The organism is Mycoplasmopsis bovirhinis (genome assembly GCF_900660515.1).
In the GTDB taxonomy this organism is placed as follows: Bacteria; Bacillota_I; Bacilli_A; order Mycoplasmatales; family Metamycoplasmataceae; genus Mycoplasmopsis; species Mycoplasmopsis bovirhinis.
This window is the reverse complement of the sequence record NZ_LR214973.1, coordinates 1-20,071: the sequence shown is the minus strand read 5'-3', so window position 1 is coordinate 20,071 and position 20,071 is coordinate 1. Positions and strand designations below refer to the sequence as shown.

Sequence of the window (20,071 nt, the reverse complement as noted above, 5' to 3'; positions counted from 1 at the left end):
AAGAAATTTTAAATTTGAAAATTAAGGATTAAAAAGCCATTTGTTATAAAGTCTGACAGAAAGTTAATATTTTCATGTAAATTCTCTGTCTAGATTTATTATCCAAAAAATCAAGGAATTTGTAAACTGATATTATTATAAAATAATAAGATCAAAATCTTTCTAAAGCACTACTTTTGTTTTGCAAATGGTATGATTGAAAAAAGTAAAGAAAAACAATATTCAGAATTATCTGAATATTGTTTTTCTATTTGCTACCATCGTTTGTTTTTAATATTATAATATACTATTCGTATTCGAAATTTATGTTTAAATCGTCTATATTTTGGATATTTTTTTTTATCAATAATTAAAAAATAAGTTTTTAAACCAATCGCCTGCACCAACTGATGTATTTCCTCCTAATTTCATATCTGAATGGAATAAGAAAAATCGATAGCTATTATTAAAATTAAATTTAATGTTAAGTTGGTGTGTTTGTTTATCAAAAGAAAAATTTTTGATATTTAAACCTTTTCCTTTGTTATCTGATACTGAAATTTTTTTATATAAATAATTATTTAAAATTACAATATCTTGGGTATCAAAATTTACTTTTCTAATAATTCATTATGTTCCTTAATTATCTTTTCTTTATTTTGGTATTTTTTTGGATTGTGTTTTTGTAATAAATGAATAAATTGATCTTGATTTTTTATTAAGTAGCTGGTTACTTTTAAATTATCAGTTTGTCACTTTAGTTTATTTAAATGATCATAATTACTTTTATTAAAAATATTTATATGCAATATCACTAGAAAGATAATTAAATTCATTTTCTTGCACATTTTCTTTTCATCTAGAATAACTTTCCTTATCATTATCTAAGATTTTATCTTCATCTATAACAAATAATCTTGGACTTACACCTTCTTTAGTTCAAGCGTTTTTATCATAGTTTCAATACGAGTTTTCAGAAATTAAACGAGATTTTTCAATTGTTTTAACTTCATAAAAGTAAACTCCGAGTAATGATGCAGGTAAAACAACTAGGGGAAAAATAACAAGAGAGTACTTTATAAACTTTTTTTCTTAGTTTTGTTTCACATATGTTATTGCAACTTCTGTGTTTTTTATTCCATTTTATATGGATATGCTTCCAGTGTATAATAACCATCTGATGGAGCAGTAAACTCAATTACTTCAACGTTTCTACTACCAAAATTAGAAATAGCCAATTGATACCAAGACTGGCTTTTGATTTTAAAGTCTATGTCCGTTTTATCTCCTAATCTATCATGTAAAAAAACTAGAGAAGCTCTTATCTTATCACCTTTATTAAAATACACACGTCGAGAATTTAGATAGGGCGGATTATTCTTATTAATATTTTTAATGACAATTAAAGATTGCATTGCTTCTTCAATTTTATTATATTGTGGTATTTCATATCCTGTTTCTGCAGTGTAAATTGAATTTACACCAGCAGGTTTTCTTGATCCTGTTATTAGTGCAGATTTGAAGATGATTGAGTCAGATCCAAGATCAAATTTATGAGGGTATTTTTGTTTTAACATTCCAGCAATTGCCGTTACAACGGGTGCCGAAAAACTTGTTCCATTATTATTGTAACCAGCAGTTACTAAATTTCCGTCCTCATCATAATACTGAGTTCTATCAGAGAACCAATAGTTACCTCCTGGAGTGACAACGGAAACGTAATTTAGATCATTACCAATTTGGCTATAATAAGATTTCTTTTCAAGGTTTTCATTAGCAGTTGCACCTACAATAATGCTATTTCTAGACAAGCCATTGCTAAATAATGTTTTTAGGCCGTAATCATAATAGTTACTTGCGGCAACTATATTTATTAATTCCTTATTATTATAAATTAAATCATCTAAATATTTTGACAGCCAATTATATTTAAGCATTTGAGGGTCCACTTTTCTAAGTTTTTTTATAAACCCTAATGATCAACTATTATTAACAATATTTGTGTGCCTTAATAGGTAATTCATCTCCCCAGAAATGCCATTTCAATTAATAGCAACTTGAACAGAAACAATTCCCAATGTAGGCATAATTCCTTTTTTACCAGCTATTAATTCAGATACTTGTGTCGAATGTCGAGTATGTTTTTCATTGAAAAATCATTCATTACGTCACCAAATCCCATTTCCATACTTACGATTTCACTCAAAAGTGGGAAAATGACTTTCTACAACACCAGGCTCAAGGACACCAACGCTTAACTTGTTGTTTATAAAACTATTAAAATGCCTAGATCTAGTTTCTTTGTCAAGTCCAACCGAGGCAAATAAATATTCATTAACATTCTCTCTAGATCAATCTGAATTATAGTATCTACTATCATAAATATTTAAATCTTCAAGTGATAACTTATCATTTTGTAACGTTCGAATTTTCACAAAGTCTTCATAGTAAACATTGGTATTAAAGTCATAAATCTTATTAAATTCAATGTTATTTTTAGTTAAAAAATCTGTAGTAAACGTCAATAAACTCTTTGAGTCTACTTCTTTATGTTGTGCAATCGATAGAACTGATGTGTATTCATCATATTTCACCATAAACTCAAAGTTAAACTTTTTTTTAAGTTCATCGTGTAATAAAGTTACTTTTTCATCAGTTATTGAACTAAAAATATCTAGTCTATTAACTCCAAAATTTATATTAAATTGTTCACTATCTGAACCCTGTGTTGATAAAAATTATTAATTAGAAATGTCACATGCAAGTTTTTTGCATGTGACATTGTTTTTGTCTGCCTTGTAATAAAATAGTTGTATTAATAAATTTTAAAAAATGAAAGGAAACTTTAAAATTATATGAAAAATTTAGAAAATATATTTGTGTTTTTGACAAATATCGAAAAGAAAATAAATATCAACATTTTAAAATTGAAGAGAATCACAATACTATTTTGAAAATGCAAGGAGCACTTGAGACGCAGCGAAAATTACGAACAAGCCAAATCGATCTAGAACAACTTTATAATATTTTACAAGAACTTTCTGAAGGCTTCTCAATCCAAGAAGTAGCTAAGATTTTGATAGAGACATTCGAAGCATAAAAAGTAAAATCGAAATTATTACAAATCGCAGACCATTGAGTTTAGATAAACACAATCGCTATGTTTGTCCTAAGTGCTTAAAAAGAGTAATGAGCGTTAAAACTCTTAATTTTGCGAAGCTATACGAACATTTATTAGGCTATTCATTTTCGCGACTCTTTTTTGTAAGTGATGCAATTAAAGAGAAATGAAAGGCCTACAGAAAGTATTGGTATAGTGAACTTAATACATACAATAAAAATAGAAATAAAAAGAATTTAGTTCAAAAAGAAGTTAAGAAATCAGTTACATACCTTGTCAATTCTTTTAAAAAAATATCACCTGATGAATTTGCTGCCTCACCTAGTACAATTTATAAAATAATTAAAAAATACCCTTATTTCCTTGAATTTGACCACATTGTCAAAAAATCTGAAGGAAAATATGGAACACGGAAGCAAAAACAAACCAAACCTAAAACATTAAAATATGCAACAGAAATTTCAAAACGTCCAGATTATATTAATGATCGCTTAGAACATGGTCATTTTGAATTAGACACCGTTATTGGAAAAATCAATGATACATATTGTATTGTAACCATAATTGAACGGCAAACCAGAATGTCTTATGCTATGCTCTCAAAACGTAACTCCAAAGCTATAAAACAAACTCTTCTCTAACTAATCAAGAAACACAACTTAAACATTAAAACTTTAACAGTTGATAATGGTAGTGAAAATGTCTTATTACACCATGTCATTCCAACTGAAAGATTATTTAAATGCCAACCATATAGTTCATGACAAAAAGGTTCAATAGAAAATATGCACCGCTTAATTAGGTATTACATTCCCAAAGGAAAAAGCTTTGATAAATACTCTCAGCATGGAATTGATTATATGATGGATAAAATAAATAACTACCGACAAGTTGTACGGCAATATAAGATAACCTAAAAATTTTTTAAATCCCCCGCCCTTGATTGCAATCAAGGGGGCCTTACTTTTGAAAAAGTAAGCAAAACCGACGAGAAAACACTAGTGTGTTTTCTGTTTTAGCATACATTTTTTATGTAAAATTTATGTTAAAATTAAAAGACAATTATTTTGTTAATATCTCGCATGTGACTTTTCCAAAAAACATTTAATAAAATTCTTATTAAATTTTTTTATGTTCATAAACATACTCCTTTTTAAATATTGTTTACATAATCAATAAATTAACTAATTTGCCTTACGAATACATTAGGCAATTTTATTATATCATTTTTTATGATATTTGTGTTTAATTGAATTTAATCTTGTATATGAAATAAAAAAATTTGAAAGATAAATTTAAAGCCCTACAGAATAGATAATGTTTACTAGTTAACTTCTCTGCGAGTTTTAAAAAATTGCTTTTTAATATTAAAAATTAGTTATGTAATATTTAGATAACTTAACTGTTAATGTATAATATATAAAATATTATAAAAGGAGGTAATTTCATATGTCACAAATAATAAACGAAGATATCTTATGGAAAGCAGCAGAAAAACTTAGAGATAAAGTCGATCCTGCTGATTATAAGAATATTGTTTTAGGACTAGTATTTTTAAAATACGTTAGCGATAAATATACCGCAAAATATAATGAATTAATTAAGTATAATGATGGACGCGAAGAAGATGAAGATTATTATACAGCTGAACACGTTTTTATTGTTCCTAAAGAATCATTGTGAACCTATGTAGCTTCACATTCCAAACAAGATAATTTAGGTCAAGTAATTGATAATGCATTTATCTTACTTGAGAAAATTAATAATCAATTAAAGGGTATATTACCAAAAACATATTCAAAAAGCGATTTAGATAAAACTGCTTTGGGTGAATTAGTTGATTTTTTTACTAATAATTTAAATATGGAAGACGCTGATGGTGACTTTTTTGGGCAAGTATATGAATATTATGTTGGTGCTTTTGCTAAATATATTCCAACTAAAGGTGGTGAATTTTTTACCCCTAAATCAGTAGTTCAATTAATGGTTGACATTTTAGAACCTTATAAAGGTAGAGTTTACGATCCTTGTTGTGGCTCAGGTGGAATGTTTGTACAATGTTCTAAGTTTGTTAAAGAACACCAAGGTAAGATTGATAACATTTCAATCTTTGGTCAAGAATCTAATCCTGGAACCTGAAAAATGGCTAAAATGAATTTGGCAATACGAGGCCTTGAAGGAAACCTTGGTGAGCGTAATGGTGATACATTTACTGACGATTTACATAAATCATTACGAGCAGATTATATTATTGCTAATCCACCATACAACTTAAAAGAGTTTTGAAAACCTTCGCTGCAAGGAGATCCACGTTGAGTCTTTGGTAAACCATCTGAAAAAAACGGTAATTATGCTTGATTATCATTAATGTATGCAAAGCTCTCTCCAAAAGGAAAAGCAGCAATCTTAATGCCTAATGGAGCAACAACGTCTAATACCCAAGATGATTATAAAATTCGTAAAGCTATGATTGAATCTGGTAAAATTGATGCAATCTTAGCTTTACCTAATAAATTGTTTGCTAATGTCAGCATTTCAGTGCAATGTTGAATCTTAAATAAAGATAAAACAAATAAAGATATTTTATTTGTTAATGCTGATGAAATGGGTAAACTAATTTCTCGTAAAATTAGAGTATTAGAAGATGACGATATAAACAAAATCCTTAAAGCCTATAAAGACTTTAAGTCTAATACTTTAATAGATCTTCCAGGTTTTTGTAAGAAAGCAACACTGGATGAAATAATTGCCCAGGATTATAGTTTAAATCCTGGGCGATATGTAGGAGCAGATGAATCAAATAAATTATCTCCAGAAGAGATTAAAGAACAGCTAAAAGTTGCATCTGCTGAATTATTAAAACTAATGAAGGAGGGCATGGAACTAGAAGAAAAAGTTAAAGAGATTTTAGAAGAAGAGATTAAATAAGATAGTGTTAACTATGTGAATTTGATTATCAATAGATGGTAGGTCTATTTTTAAGTTTTCAAATGTTTTAATTTGCAAGTGCTTAATAGCAGCACCAGTCCCTTTTGTTTGGAGTGTTTGCCTTAGTTTTAGTAAATAATAAAAAAGATATAAGGGCATTATTTTATCTGAAAGTTTTTCAAAATATATAAAACCAGAATATAGACACATTTGTGATCCAGTAAAAATTGGTATTCCTAGAGTCCCAGAACTTGAAACAACTAAAGTACCCTTAGGGACAAGTTTAGTTTTATTAATACCCTCATGTTTTATAAATTCATGTGTATTATTAACTACTCTATCTCCAAGTTTAAAGTCAGCGATTTTTAACCAAGGGTATCCAGTATTAGAAAGATATTTACTAACAGGGAATGGTTGAGATCCTCTGCTAATTATTGCTAAATCTTTTAATTGATAAATCATTATATACCTCGAATGTTAACTATGTGTTGTTGGGTATTGAAATTTGGTAATTCTATGTTGATGTTTTCTAATATATCTGTAGTTAATTCCTTCATAACAGCACCACTAGATATTGAATTGAAAAATTTGATTTTCGTTGAAAGTCAGTAATACATATATTCATTATTGATTAGTGCTGGATTACATACCAACGATTTAAATCCTTGGCTTGTGCAAAGTTCAACCCCTGCAATAGCTAAATAGCCAATTGATGCTTTTGATGAAAGCAAAACAGTGCCTTTAGGAACTAGTGTAGTTGAACAACTATCATAACCTTCTTTAGTAATTAATTTATTGGATGTATAAATATATTTGCCATTAAATGATGATAAATCTGATGGAGTTATTCAAACAATATTACCATTTCAATATGCTTTATTTTTAGTAGATGGAGTTGAACCATTAATAATTTGTGCAATCTCTTTAATTTTATAAGTTCTCATAATATGAAACTAAAAGAAATATTAGAAATTTGTTATGGAAAAGATCAAAAAAATGTTGAAGTTGATTCAAGTGAAATACCAATTTTAGGGTCTGGAGGAATAATTGGGTATTCTTCTAAATATCTATATGACAAAGAATCAGTATTAATTGGAAGAGTAGGTACAATTGCAACACCTTTTTATATTAATAAACCTTTTTGAACTGTTAATACGTTATTTTATACTAAAATAGATGTTACAAAAGTTATTCCTAGATATTTATATTATTGATTATTAACAAAAAACTTAAATGTTCACAGAGAGGGTTCTGCAGTTCCTAGATTAACAAGAAAAAATCTGAATGAACTGGAATTGGTACTACCGCCCATCAATACCCAACAACACATAGTTAACACTATCGGTAGTGTGGATGATTTGATAGAGAAAAAGCAAGAAATAATATTAAAAATCAAAGAATATCGCAGAATTAAATTCATGAAATACGCTTCATTATCTAATTTAGAAGAAGATATTTTAGAACACATCGAATTAGAAAATGGTTCCCAACCACCTAAGGAGCAACATGTATATGAACTTATGCCAGGATATGTAAGATTTGTCCAGAACAGAGATTATAGCTCAGATGTACATCTTACATATATTCCAATCTCAAAAAGAAATCATTTATGCAGTATTTCTGATATTATGATGGATAAATATGGAGATGCAGGGGCCATTAGATATGGTATTGTAGGAGCATTTAATGTTGCTTTGTTTAAAATTATTCCTAAAAATTTTTACGAAATAGAATATATTAGAGATTTTCTATCACAAAAGAAAATAAAAGACTTGTTATATTTATCATCGCAAGCATCAACTAGACCATCTTTAAATGAAAAAACATTTATTGGTATAAAAATGCCATTATTAAGTAAGGATATATTATTTAAATATCAGGAAAGTATGGAAAATATTTTAAATATAGAATTAAAAATTAAAAACGAGATTGAAAAATTAAAGCAAATAAAACAACATTTATTAAATAAGTACTTCTAGTTAGTTAACACTATCGGTAGTGTGGATGATTTGATAGAGAAAAAGCAAGAAATAATATTAAAAATCAAAGAATATCGCAGAATTAAATTCATGAAATACGCTTCATTATCTAATTTAGAAGAAGATATTTTAGAACACATCGAATTAGAAAATGGTTCCCAACCACCTAAGGAGCAACATGTATATGAACTTATGCCAGGATATGTAAGATTTGTCCAGAACAGAGATTATAGCTCAGATGTACATCTTACATATATTCCAATCTCAAAAAGAAATCATTTATGCAGTATTTCTGATATTATGATGGATAAATATGGAGATGCAGGGGCCATTAGATATGGTATTGTAGGAGCATTTAATGTTGCTTTGTTTAAAATTATTCCTAAAAATTTTTACGAAATAGAATATATTAGAGATTTTCTATCACAAAAGAAAATAAAAGACTTGTTATATTTATCATCGCAAGCATCAACTAGACCATCTTTAAATGAAAAAACATTTATTGGTATAAAAATGCCATTATTAAGTAAGGATATATTATTTAAATATCAGGAAAGTATGGAAAATATTTTAAATATAGAATTAAAAATTAAAAACGAGATTGAAAAATTAAAGCAAATAAAACAACATTTATTAAATAAGTACTTCTAGTTAGTTAACACTATCGGTAGTGTTGATGATTTGATAGAATTTAACAACAGAATTATTGATAAATTAAGCATTTATAGTGACTTAATTTATAAAGATTATTTAAACAGAGCACATAACAATCTTAGTGCAAAATTAGGTGATTATTCCGAAATAAAAACAGGAAAGATAAATGTTAATTCAGCTGTTGAAAACGGAAAATACCCATTTTTTACTTGTGGTAGTGAATGTTTATATATTGATGATTATGCGTACAATTGTAAAGCAATAATTATATCTGGGAATGGTGTCATCTCATGTAAATACTATGACGGAAAATTTAATGCATATCAAAGAACCTATGTGCTAACACCTAAAAAATATTTTTACTTATTCCAAAAAGCGTGCGAATTTGAGACGAATAACTTAAATATCAATTCATCGGGTTCAGTCATAAAATTTATTACTAAATCAATGATCGAACAAATATCAATTACATTAAATGATTATTCTATAATAACTGATGATAGAATCGCTAGAATTTATAACTTAATATCAAAATATAAACAAAAGAATATTGTATTACAAAAAATAAAACAACATTTATTAAATAAATACTTCTAGTTAATTAACAGCATTGTTAATGTTGATAATTTGAATGAAATCAAGAAATTATATCCCCTAACTAATATAGTTCAATTTCAAAAAGGTTTTGAGGTTGGTTCATCTAAATATAGTGAAACTAAAAACCCTGGACAAATCAATTACATTAGAGTTGGTGATTTAAAATCTTTAGGAAATACATTTGTTGATACTTTGAATAATTACACATATGCAGATTTTGAAGATATACTTGTAACTTTTGATGGAGCACCAGGGAGAAATAATATAGATCTAGTTGGAGCATATTCTTCTGGTATAGATAAACTTATTTGTCTTAATGAAGATAAAGGCCTAGTCTTTTTTGAAATAAATAGCAAAATTAATAAACAAATAATTGATATTCATACATATGGAACAACAATAAAGCATGCTTCAAAATCAATAAATTTCTTAGTTTATGCTAATGTAGACCATAAAGAAAACAAATATTAAACTCATATTTCAAGCAAATAATTCAAAATAAAAAGAAGATTAACATTTTAAAACAAATAAAAGCTAATCTTCTAAATAAATACTTTTAAATTTACCAGTCAACAATTTTATCAACAATAGCTTGTTGTTCTTCACTGGTTTTTCTCAGATATATCCTTGTTGTTTCTATTGATTCATGTCCCATGAGATCTGCAAGCAAGGATATATCTTTTCTTTTTTCTAAAAAGTTTTTTGCAAATCTATGGCGAAATGAATGCGGATAAACAACATTTAAATTCATTTTGTATTTTTTAGCTAAAACCTTTAATTGATGTGATAGACCTCTGGTGGTTATTTGTTTCTTTGTTTTATTAAGAAACAAATAACCAGTATCCCTATCAACTGAATCATAATACTCAATGGCTTTTATGCGTAATTTCTTAGGTATAAAAATTCTCCTTATTTTACCTGATTTAGTATATAAATCTATATAACCTCGTTTTAAATGTTCATATTTAAATTGGATAAGTTCTGAAACCCTAGCTCCTGTTGCTCCTAAAAATCTTACAATAAAATATCATTCATAATTTTGATCTTTAAGTAATTTGTTTTTTAAGAATTCATAATCTGCATCACTAATGACATTCTCAAGATAACTTGTTTGTTGCAATTTAATAAATTTTAGTTTTAGTTTTTCTTTGTTAATATATTCAAGGTATTTGTTAATACCTTGAATTCTTAAATTTACTGTTTTTCCTTTATAGTTATCAACTAAAAGAGCTTTAAAAGCTAATAGGTTTTGTTTAGTAATTTCATCAAAATATTTGAAGTACAAATCTAAAGAAAATTGATATGAATCAATTGTATTTTTTGATAAATTTTGATGAAGTAAAAACGTTTTAAAATCTTTCATTTGGTACCTCCACTATTGAAGGTACCAAATTTTAAAAATATTTATTTAATAATTGTTGTTTTATTTGTTTGAGTTTATTTATTTTTTGTCTTAGTAAAGATAGTTCATAAATAAATGATTTATATTTTTTATCATATTCTTCAATCTGATTTTCATATAATTTTGGTACCAGTATTTTTAGGAATGTTTCGTTATTAATTCCAGCCATAGTTGTCCCTACTGAATTTAAATCTCTTTGAGTATTAAAATCGTCTGAAATAATTATTGCTGATAATAGTGAAATTGGTAATTTAGTAGATTCACTAATACCTAAAAAACCAGTTGAAAAAATTGTATTTTTAACAAGATCTAAATCATAACTTGTTACAATTATTTTTTTACTTGAATCTTTCATTTTGGCAAACCAAACACTATTTTTGATAGGTTTCATATTTGCTCTTGATGGTTTATTTTCATATGTAATTAAATCACCACCTGATATAGTATTTATACCATCCACTTTCGAAGTATCAATATAAATTTTTGTATTATCAAATTTATCAATGCCAGATTTTATTATTTGTGGATCATAGTATTTGATAAAGGTTTTTTCTCTAAATTGCTTTAATGATGCTGATAAGATCTTACATATTATCTTAATTCTTCCTTGATAATTCTCAATCAAATCATCCACACTACCGATAGTGTTAACTATTAAGATATTATATACACTTCCCAATGCATAAAATTACTCTTCTTTTTGATATAATAGATAAGAACTATTTAATACAAAAATAACCTAATCCTATAACATTAAAAAATATAATTTTACTTACACTAAATAATATAGAAAGTTACATTTATGCTAAAAGAAAAAGACATTGAAATAAGCATTATATCTTTACTTGAACAAAAAGGTTATCAATGGATAACTATTGATAATGATCATTGAATCCAAACTCGCAATTTGGATGATTTTATTAATGAATCTTTATTAAGAGATTCATTAATAAAGATTAATAAAATTAATGATCATAATGTCATTCAGGAAGCTATAAATTCTATTAAAAACCTTGATAATCCTTCATTATTTGAAAGGAACTATGCTTTTCATAAAATATTGGTTGATGGTATTACAATTGAATCAAAGGATTTTTTAGTAAATCCTTTGATTAGATTTGTCGACTTTACTAACCCTGAGAATAATACTTTTCAAGTTGCAAACCAAGTTAAATTCCAAGAGGGACAGAAAATGAGGATTCCTGATGTTATCATTTATATTAATGGAATACCTTTAATTGTTATGGAATTAAAATCATTTAATGAAGATGCTCAAGAAGCAACTTTAGAACATGCTTATGCTCAGCTTGGTTCTAATTCAGAACATGATGGTTATAGGTATGATATTCCAACTTTATTTAATTACAATTCTTTTTTAGTTATTTCAGACGGTATTGATACAAAAGTTGGGACTTTAACATCAAAAATAGATCGCTACAATGAATGAAAGAGTGTCTCGGGTGAAAAAGGTTATAATGATGATTATATTAATAAAATCGATGTTTTTATCAATGGTTTATTTGATAAAAACAGGCTTATCGACATTATCAAAAATAACATTTTTTACATAATTGATAAAAATGATAAGCCAATTAAAATTATGGCCCAATACCACCAATATTTTGGTGTTAATAAAGCACTCAATTCAATTATAAAAACAGTTAAACCAAACGGAAATGGTAAAGCTGGTATTATCTGACATACACAAGGCAGTGGAAAATCTTTTTCAATGGTGATGCTTGCACATAAATTACTAATTGAAAAAGAACTTAATGTTCCTACAATTGTTTTATTAACAGATCGAATTGATTTAGATATTCAATTATATAAAACATTTTTTAGTGCTAAAGATTATTTAAAATGTGAGCCAGTAATAGCTAGTTCACGCGAAGATCTAGTTAAAAAACTCTCAAATATTAAACAGGGCGGGATCATTTTAAGTACCATTGCTAAATTTGATAAAGAACACTTACCAAAAAATGAGCGCAATAATATTATTGTTATGGCTGATGAAGCTCACCGTGGCCACTACGGAATTTATGAAACTGTTTCATATGAAAAAAATGCTGAAACAGAAGAAATGGAAGCCATTTTTAAATATGGTGTAGAGAAATATATTAGAGATGCTCTACCTAATGCAACGTTTATTGGTTTTACAGGAACTCCTGTATCAACTAAAACAAAACAAACAACAGATATTTTTGGCGAAATAATTGATGCGTATGATATGACTCAATCAATAATTGATGGTTCAACAGTTAAATTGTATTATGAATCACGTTTAGCTAAAGTTTGAACTAATGATGAAGTACTCAAAGAAATAGATCAATATTACAAAGATTTAGAAAATACACAACAAGCAGATACAAAATCCATCGAACGTTCAAAAAATGAAATGTCTAAGATCAAACAAATACTGGAAGACCATGACATGATTAAAGTTTTTGCAAGTGATATTATCGAACATTATGAAAACCGTAAGGGAATTATTAACGGCAAAGCAATGATTATTTGTCAAACTAGAATTGCTGCATCTAAACTATATAAAGAAATAATCTCTGAATATCCAGCATACAAAGATAGCGCTATCTTAGTTGTTACTGAATCAAACAAAGACCCAGAAGAGCTACGTAAATTATTTGGTAATAATGCATTACGTAAAGAATTGGGTGATGAATTTAAAAAAGATACTTCTAGATACAAAATTGCAATTGTTTGTGATATGTGATTAACTGGTTTTGATGTACCAGACTTAGAAGTTATGTATTTTATTAAACGTTTAAAATCATACAACCTAATGCAAGCAATTGCCAGGGTAAACAGAGTTTATCCTGGAAAATCCTCTGGTTTAATTGTTGATTATATTGGCTTAAATAGTGCATTAGAAGAAGCCTTAGATCAATATACTATTCGTGATAAAGAAAATAACATACAAGATATTAAGAATGAAATTTATAACGTAATCAAAGAAAAATTAAGCATCCTTAATGAATGGTTTTATAAAATACCAAAAGATAAATTTTGAGCTAATGATTCTTTAACTAGATTTCGTGCAATTCAAGAAGGTGCACAATTTATCCTAGAAGATAAAACAAGACGTGAAGATCCCTTTATGTTTGATTTATCATTTTCTTTAAAACAAGCGTTTGTGGTTTGTGCCGGAATTGTTACTAAACAAGAAAGAAAAGAGATTCTTTATTATCTAGCTATACGAAGTTATATTTTAAAACTTCGTAACAAACCAGGTATTGTATCTACCAAAGAGATGAATGAACATGTATCACAGTTACTCGCGGAAGCTATTAAAGGTGATGAAGTAAGATCATTAACAGCAGAACAAAAATCGGATTTTAATGCAATTGAATTATTGTCAAAAGAGAAAATTGATCAACTTCGCAAAAGTAATCCTCCCCACATCTTTGTCGAAATAGTGAAAAAATTACTAGAAAGAGCAATTGCTGAATCTCGTAAACACAATTATTTTAAATCGCAAGAATATTCAAAAAGGCTTAGAAGGATTCTTGAAGAATACCATGGCCGTGGTGCAAGTTTTACACCCGCTTTAACAATTTTGCAACTGACCGATTTTGCTAGTGAAATGGTTGCTGATGAATATGAGGCACAAAAACTAGGGGTATTTGGACGTGAAAGAGCTTTTTATGATGCACTAGCACGGGATAAAAATGCTCAAGAATTACTTGGTGATGATACATTAATCCTTATTGCTAGAGAACTCAAAGAGGTTGTCGAAGAATATGCACTAACCGACTGAGCAGCAAAAGAATCTACACGCTCACAAATGAGGATTAAAATTAAAGAATGCTTAAAGAAATATAATTATCCTCCCCAATATCAAATATTGGCAATTAAAGATGTAATTAAGCAAGCAGAATATATAATGCTTGAAGATTAAAAGTTAAAATATATTATCGTAAAACGTTTTAATAATTAAATTATAGAAAATGATACTAAATGAACAAAGATGGACTACATAGAAATTTATGAAAATTTAGCTTAAAAAAAGTTTTTAGAATCAAAAGAAGAAATAGTTAAAAAAAGTAAAGCCATACAGAAAGCTAACATTTTCATGTTAGCTTTCTGTATGGCTTTAAACCAGTGAAATAGTACATTGCAAACTAAAAATAATTTTGTTATTTTCCTGTATATAATTATGTTATAATAAAAAGGTGCTATGTATATTTAAATTTACAAGCACAAAAAAATTAAAACAATTTTAATTGTTAAATAGTGAAAAATGAAGCGAGGAAAATTTAATTTAATATGAAAAAAAACATTAAAAAAACTAATATTCTTATCCTTAGTTAGCAGCCCTGCTATAGGCTTACTAGGGTTTGGAGCACTTAGGCCAATAAGTGCTGTAAATGATATTATAACACAAAAGATAGAAAGAGTCAATATAAAAAACTCATTTTTATCAACTGTTTTTTGGAAAAGTCACATGCGAGATATTAACAAAATAATTGTCTTTTAATTTTAACATAAATTTTACATAAAAAATGTATGCTAAAACAGAAAACACACTAGTGTTTTCTCGTCGGTTTTGCTTACTTTTTCAAAAGTAAGGCCCCCTTGATTGCAATCAAGGGCGGGGGATTTAAAAAATTTTTAGGTTATCTTATATTGCCGTACAACTTGTCGGTAGTTATTTATTTTATCCATCATATAATCAATTCCATGCTGAGAGTATTTATCAAAGCTTTTTCCTTTGGGAATGTAATACCTAATTAAGCGGTGCATATTTTCTATTGAACCTTTTTGTCATGAACTATATGGTTGGCATTTAAATAATCTTTCAGTTGGAATGACATGGTGTAATAAGACATTTTCACTACCATTATCAACTGTTAAAGTTTTAATGTCTAAGCTATGTTTCTTGATTAGTTTGAGAAGAGTTTGTTTTATAGCTTTGGAGTTACGTTTTGAGAGCATAGCATAAGACATTCTGGTTTGCCGTTCAATTATGGTTACAATACAATATGTATCATTGATTTTTCCAATAACTGTGTCTAATTCAAAATGACCATGTTCTAAGCGATCATTAATATAATCTGGACGTTTTGAAATTTCTGTTGCATATTTTAATGTTTTAGGTTTGGTTTGTTTTTGCTTCCGTGTTCCATATTTTCCTTCAGATTTTTTGACAATGTGGTCAAATTCAAGGAAATAAGGGTATTTTTTAATTATTTTATAAATTGTACTAGGTGAGGGAGCAAATTCATCAGGTGATATTTTTTTTTAAAAGAATTGACAAGGTATGTAACTGATTTCTTAACTTCTTTTTGAACTAAATTCTTTTTATTTCTATTTTTATTGTATGTATTAAGTTCACTATACCAATACTTTCTGTAGGCCTTTCATTTCTCTTTAATTGCATCACTTAAAAAAAAGAGTCGCGAAAATGAATAGCCTAATAAATGTTCGTATAGCTTCGCAAAATTAAGAGTTTTAACACTCATTACTCTTTTTAAGCACTTAGGACAAACATAGCGATTGTGTTTATCTAAACTCAATGGTCTGCGATTTGTAATAATTTCGATTTTACTTTTTATGCTTCGAATGTCTCTATCAAAAATCTTAGCTACTTCTTGGATTGAGAAGCCTTCAGAAAGTTCTTGTAAAATATTATAAAGTTGTTCTAGATCGATTTGGCTTGTTCGTAATTTTCGTTGCGTCTCAAGTGCTCCTTGCATTTTCAAAATAGTGTTGTGATCCTCTTCAATTTTAAAATGTTGATATTTATTTTCTTTTCGATATTTGTCAAAAACACAAATATATTTTTCTAAATTTTTCATATAATTTTAAAGTTTCCTTTCATTTTTTAAAATTTATTAATACAACTATTTTATTACAAGGCAGACAAAAACAATGTCACATGCAAGTTTTTTGCATGTGACATTTCTAATTAATATAGTTTTTTAACAATTGTTTTACCATCAATATTTTTTATTATAAATTTATCAAAGTTAGAAACATTATGATTTGTGTTTCTTTGGTTTGTTACAGGCCGTTGAGTTGGCAAGGTTATTTGTGATGAATTTAACTCATTTTCTGTAACCTTGCCATCTTTATTTAGATCTGTTCAAAGGTATACTTCTGAGTTTTCTTTCACTTCTAAAAAATCCTTAGTAATATAACTTAAATAATTATTATATCCGATATTATTTGGGTATAATCTATTGCTAATTTGTTTTTGGCGGTCCTCAGTAACTATTTTTTCTCCCTTATCATCTTCAGAATATAAATTAGCGCCTTGATCAAAGTTTTGAAGACCAAAGAAGTTAAAACTATTAGAATATTCCAATAAACTATGTTTATATTCACCATTAGCATCCTTTATAACTAAACCATCAACTTTATGATTTGCATCAATAAAGGCAGAGAATTTAAGCCTATCTGGTCAACCTACTACACCTGCACCATATCCTGGTTGACCATCTGTTACATCTGAGCGATAAAATACTTGGCTAATAGTTTTGCCATATCCCATGGTATCTAAAAATAATTTATAAAATTCTTTTGATCGAGATCTAGTTTTTTCTGGCGCTAATTCACCTATTTCGCTTTCAGATCCTTCATTTTTAAATCTAAATTCATTTATTTCAAATACTGAATTAGGCATAATTGCAACATTATGTTTAGTTGGATTATCTAAGCCATTACCCAATTTATCAAACCAATATCTCGCAGTTAAAGAATCAAAATTATTTAAATATGTATGTGATCAATCTTCGGTATTATGACTGGATAAAAAAACACCATTCATTGATTATTTTGATTTTGAGTATAGTATCTAAGTCCAAATCAATTAACCGTACTTTGCCTTGCATCATGCCTTTGTTCTGATTTATTAAGATCATTAATTGAAAAGTATGATTCGTAAGCATACTTAGTATATTCTCTAGGAACTAATTCAGTCATGCTAAAAGTATATTTTAACCTGTTAATACTTGTAGTATACACCCCACTAGGTGACACACTTAAAGTTTGACTTTGAGATTTATTTTTTAAATGTTCTGGTGTATTTAATTCATTGGCTAAACGTCACATATCATTGATTGATAAGTTGTTGTACAATAAATTCTCTTTGTTTTTAATATTTAATTTATCTAAAACTTCATCACTTAGATAACCCTTTTGCGGTACATCATAACTTAATAAATTGTAAAAATTACTTACAAAATAAGAATTTCAAAATTGCCTTTGGCCATGTGAATGTCCTTGATGACCAAAATTAGCTGCAGGATTATAATAAAGTTCAGTAGTTTTCATTTGGTTAATACCTTTTGCTTCTTGGTCTGTAACATTTAATTTATTGCCTTCAATTAATCATGTTTCAGCATAGGTCATGGATCAATGGTGCATATATTCGTGGAAGATTGTTTGCATTAAGCTACCAACTATTTCATATAACGAAAAACCTTTATTATTTAAGTTTGTTCCGTTAACATAAATCCTTTTTTCAAGTGGACGATATAGACCAAGAGATGACTTGTTATTTCTGCTACGTTATTAATAGTAATAGAGTCCAGATCCTTTACTTCTGCCCATATGGTATTTTATGCTTAAATTCATGGGCTATAAGTAAAAGACCTTCTTTATTAAGTAAGTATAGAGGACCACTTTGGTTATATCCATAACTATATTCTTTAAAGATAATTCCAGTTATTTTATCTTTATATTCTAATAAGATAAACCATTATAGGATTTTTGTTCAACTTTATTTAGATCTTCATATAAGATATAGTTTAATTCATTTAACTCTTTTTGCTTTTCTTGCGAGTTTAAAGAAGAAAAATATCTTTCCCCTTCACTTATTGGAAGAAATTTATTTATTACTACTTTTTCTTGTTCAAGTGATTTTTGGTTGGGTTGTTCCTGGATCATCAACCGGTGTTTTTTCTTGTTCTTTGCTGCTATGTTTGGCCACTATTATTTTGATTATTTTTATCATTGTCCGTGTCTGGATCATTTATCTCTGAATCATTGTTGCTTGGCTGCTTTTGGCTTCCAAGATTTTCACCTGGTAAATTAGTTTCATTAGTTTGAGATTGCTTAATTTCTGCTATTTTAGCAAGCAAATCATCTAATAAACTTTTTTCTGCAGTAAGTAATTGTTTAACATTGTCCTCTAATAATGAAAAAGCATTTAAAGCAACATTCACCACTATTTTCATCTTCTAGGGTAATATTATCTTTATTTTTGCTTAAAATTCCTGCATAAGCGGTTTTAAAAATTATTTACAGCAATTTCGGATGGATCAGGCTGTGGCTGTGGAGATGGTTGATCTGGTTTTTGCGGTTTTTCAACACTAGCACATGATATCATTGCAAATGATGAAATTGCTACTAAATTTGTAGATATAAGTAAGAATTTACTTCGTTTCATTTCATTATTCCTTTATTAAATTTTATATATTAATTATATAGATTAAATAGATATTAATAAAGCAATTTAAAATATTTTTCTAAGAAAACTTTATGTTGTCTAACTAATTAATAAAAAATATCTTGCAAAGCAAGATATTTTTGATTCGAAGAATTAATCCTCGTCTTTAGATTGTAAGTTTCTTCTTTTAATAATTTCATCAGAAATGTTTTTAGGTGTTTTTTCGTAATGATCAAATTGGCATTTGGTAAGTTCCACGACCTGAAGTCATAGATCTAAGTTCTGTTGAATAGCCAAACATTTCAGAAAGCGGAACCTGTGCTCTAACAACAACGGCTCCATCATTTCTTTGTTCTTGGTCATTAACAATCCCTCTACGACGTGATAAATCACCAATTACATCTCCCATGTGATCTGAAGGAACAACAACTGAAACATCCATAATTGGTTCAAGTAATACTGTTCCAATTTGATCTTTAGCTTTAGTTAAAGCTTTAGAAGCAGCTATTTTGTAAGCCATTTCCGAAGAGTCGACGTCGTGGTATGAACCATCAAATAAGGTAGCTTTAATATCAATCATTTGATATCCAGCTAAAATACCAGCTGCCATTTTTTCTTCAAGACCTTTTTGGATGATTTAATGTATTCTTTAGGGATTTTACCACCAACAATTTTATCCACAAATTCAAAACCACCATCTGGGTTAGGTTCAAATTTAAGTCATACGTGCCCGTATTGTCCTTTACCACCAGATTGTTTAATGTGTTTTCCTTCGACATCAGCTGTTTTAGTAATTGTTTCACGGTATGAAACTTGAGGAGCTCCAACTTTAGCTTGAACACCAAATTCACGTTTTAGACGGTCTACAATAATATCAAGGTGTAATTCACCCATACCAGCAATAATTGTTTGACCTGTTCTTCATCTGTATAGTTCTAAAAGTTGGATCTTCAGCTGCCAGTTTTTGTAATCCTAATGAAAGTTTTTCAGTAGCAGCTTTTGAT

Annotated in this window: 22 protein-coding genes and 1 pseudogene; 9 read left to right on the top strand and 14 right to left on the bottom strand. The window is 27.9% G+C overall.

All coding sequences use genetic code 4. The features are described from left to right. Positions 1 to 590 precede the first annotated feature (590 nt). Complete coding sequence (locus EXC44_RS03875) at positions 591 to 860, bottom strand: hypothetical protein (protein WP_129621910.1); 270 nt, start codon at positions 858 to 860, stop codon at positions 591 to 593. 252 nt (positions 861 to 1,112) lie between these two features. Next, positions 1,113 to 2,576, bottom strand: coding sequence for a S8 family serine peptidase (locus tag EXC44_RS03870; protein WP_129621421.1), 1,464 nt, complete (start codon positions 2,574 to 2,576; stop codon positions 1,113 to 1,115). 176 nt (positions 2,577 to 2,752) lie between these two features. Between EXC44_RS03870 and EXC44_RS03865 the strand changes: the two genes are divergently transcribed. The 4 genes from EXC44_RS03865 to EXC44_RS03855 all read left to right on the top strand — a co-directional run bounded on the left by EXC44_RS03865 (position 2,753) and on the right by EXC44_RS03855 (position 6,028). Further along, entirely contained in the window at positions 2,753 to 3,079 is a 327-nt protein-coding gene (locus tag EXC44_RS03865; RefSeq protein ID WP_129621423.1) for a hypothetical protein, read from the top strand. A gap of 89 nt (positions 3,080 to 3,168) precedes the next feature. Next, on the top strand, positions 3,169 to 3,741 hold the full coding sequence (locus EXC44_RS03860; protein WP_129621425.1) for a hypothetical protein: 573 nt from the start codon (positions 3,169 to 3,171) through the stop codon (positions 3,739 to 3,741). Between the two features lie 144 nt (positions 3,742 to 3,885). Then, positions 3,886 to 4,017, top strand: a complete 132-nt coding sequence (locus tag EXC44_RS04055) for a hypothetical protein (protein ID WP_268811780.1) — start codon at positions 3,886 to 3,888, stop codon at positions 4,015 to 4,017. A gap of 532 nt (positions 4,018 to 4,549) precedes the next feature. Next, entirely contained in the window at positions 4,550 to 6,028 is a 1,479-nt protein-coding gene (locus EXC44_RS03855) for a type I restriction-modification system subunit M (RefSeq protein WP_129621426.1), read from the top strand. Here EXC44_RS03855 and EXC44_RS03850 read toward each other — a convergent pair. Together EXC44_RS03850 and EXC44_RS03845 are read right to left on the bottom strand one after the other, a co-directional pair. Then, entirely contained in the window at positions 6,008 to 6,490 is a 483-nt protein-coding gene (locus EXC44_RS03850; protein ID WP_129621428.1) for a restriction endonuclease subunit S, read from the bottom strand. The two genes, EXC44_RS03855 and EXC44_RS03850, sit on opposite strands and share 21 nt — an antisense overlap. Next, a complete protein-coding gene (locus EXC44_RS03845) occupies positions 6,490 to 6,972 on the bottom strand; it encodes a restriction endonuclease subunit S (protein ID WP_129621430.1) in 483 nt (160 codons plus the stop codon). Before EXC44_RS03845 ends, EXC44_RS03850 begins: the two co-directional genes overlap by 1 nt. A gap of 3 nt (positions 6,973 to 6,975) precedes the next feature. Between EXC44_RS03845 and EXC44_RS03840 the strand changes: the two genes are divergently transcribed. Genes EXC44_RS03840 through EXC44_RS03825 form a run of 4 tightly spaced genes read left to right on the top strand, consistent with a single transcriptional unit; the run spans position 6,976 to position 9,729 of the window. Next, the gene (locus EXC44_RS03840) at positions 6,976 to 8,007 is read left to right on the top strand and encodes a restriction endonuclease subunit S (protein ID WP_129621909.1); all 1,032 of its coding nucleotides are present in this window, start codon (positions 6,976 to 6,978) and stop codon (positions 8,005 to 8,007) included. A 21-nt stretch (positions 8,008 to 8,028) separates the two neighbouring features. Next, positions 8,029 to 8,658, top strand: coding sequence for a restriction endonuclease subunit S domain-containing protein (locus EXC44_RS03835; RefSeq protein WP_129621440.1), 630 nt, complete (start codon positions 8,029 to 8,031; stop codon positions 8,656 to 8,658). Positions 8,659 to 8,688: 30 nt separating this feature from the next. Continuing rightward, positions 8,689 to 9,258, top strand: a complete 570-nt coding sequence (locus EXC44_RS03830) for a restriction endonuclease subunit S (RefSeq protein WP_165001841.1) — start codon at positions 8,689 to 8,691, stop codon at positions 9,256 to 9,258. A gap of 30 nt (positions 9,259 to 9,288) precedes the next feature. Then, positions 9,289 to 9,729 carry a restriction endonuclease subunit S domain-containing protein gene (locus tag EXC44_RS03825; RefSeq protein ID WP_129621436.1) on the top strand — a complete coding sequence of 147 codons (441 nt, stop codon included), beginning with the start codon at positions 9,289 to 9,291 and terminating at the stop codon, positions 9,727 to 9,729. Positions 9,730 to 9,820: 91 nt separating this feature from the next. On the opposite strand, the gene EXC44_RS03820 is transcribed toward EXC44_RS03825, so the two are convergent. Beyond that, positions 9,821 to 10,621 (bottom strand): tyrosine-type recombinase/integrase, encoded by an 801-nt coding sequence (locus EXC44_RS03820; RefSeq protein ID WP_129621434.1) that lies wholly within the window; start codon positions 10,619 to 10,621, stop codon positions 9,821 to 9,823. A 31-nt stretch (positions 10,622 to 10,652) separates the two neighbouring features. Then, positions 10,653 to 11,294, bottom strand: a complete 642-nt coding sequence (locus EXC44_RS03815; RefSeq protein ID WP_165001854.1) for a restriction endonuclease subunit S — start codon at positions 11,292 to 11,294, stop codon at positions 10,653 to 10,655. Positions 11,295 to 11,462: 168 nt separating this feature from the next. On the opposite strand from EXC44_RS03815, the gene EXC44_RS03810 reads away from it, so the two are divergent. Then, positions 11,463 to 14,573 (top strand): type I restriction endonuclease subunit R, encoded by a 3,111-nt coding sequence (locus EXC44_RS03810; RefSeq protein ID WP_129621444.1) that lies wholly within the window; start codon positions 11,463 to 11,465, stop codon positions 14,571 to 14,573. Positions 14,574 to 15,286: 713 nt separating this feature from the next. Here the strand turns inward: EXC44_RS03810 and EXC44_RS03805 are convergent. From EXC44_RS03805 to fusA, 8 genes and pseudogenes are all read right to left on the bottom strand, one after another. Next, positions 15,287 to 15,862, bottom strand: a complete 576-nt coding sequence (locus tag EXC44_RS03805) for an IS30 family transposase (protein ID WP_235666100.1) — start codon at positions 15,860 to 15,862, stop codon at positions 15,287 to 15,289. Beyond that, the gene (locus EXC44_RS03800; protein WP_129621448.1) at positions 15,862 to 16,473 is read right to left on the bottom strand and encodes a hypothetical protein; all 612 of its coding nucleotides are present in this window, start codon (positions 16,471 to 16,473) and stop codon (positions 15,862 to 15,864) included. The genes EXC44_RS03805 and EXC44_RS03800 overlap by 1 nt, the downstream gene beginning before the upstream one ends. A gap of 110 nt (positions 16,474 to 16,583) precedes the next feature. Further along, positions 16,584 to 17,444, bottom strand: coding sequence for a hypothetical protein (locus tag EXC44_RS03795; RefSeq protein WP_129621907.1), 861 nt, complete (start codon positions 17,442 to 17,444; stop codon positions 16,584 to 16,586). Next, complete coding sequence (locus EXC44_RS03790; protein WP_129621906.1) at positions 17,387 to 18,028, bottom strand: hypothetical protein; 642 nt, start codon at positions 18,026 to 18,028, stop codon at positions 17,387 to 17,389. The genes EXC44_RS03795 and EXC44_RS03790 overlap by 58 nt, the downstream gene beginning before the upstream one ends. 333 nt (positions 18,029 to 18,361) lie before the next feature. Beyond that, the gene (locus EXC44_RS03785) at positions 18,362 to 18,565 is read right to left on the bottom strand and encodes a hypothetical protein (RefSeq protein ID WP_129621905.1); all 204 of its coding nucleotides are present in this window, start codon (positions 18,563 to 18,565) and stop codon (positions 18,362 to 18,364) included. A 29-nt stretch (positions 18,566 to 18,594) separates the two neighbouring features. After that, on the bottom strand, positions 18,595 to 18,855 hold the full coding sequence (locus tag EXC44_RS03780) for a hypothetical protein (protein WP_129621904.1): 261 nt from the start codon (positions 18,853 to 18,855) through the stop codon (positions 18,595 to 18,597). 53 nt (positions 18,856 to 18,908) lie between these two features. Further along, the gene (locus tag EXC44_RS03940; protein ID WP_165001853.1) at positions 18,909 to 19,067 is read right to left on the bottom strand and encodes a hypothetical protein; all 159 of its coding nucleotides are present in this window, start codon (positions 19,065 to 19,067) and stop codon (positions 18,909 to 18,911) included. A gap of 153 nt (positions 19,068 to 19,220) precedes the next feature. After that, positions 19,221 to 20,071: pseudogene (fusA, locus tag EXC44_RS03775) on the bottom strand (elongation factor G); the annotation flags it as partial.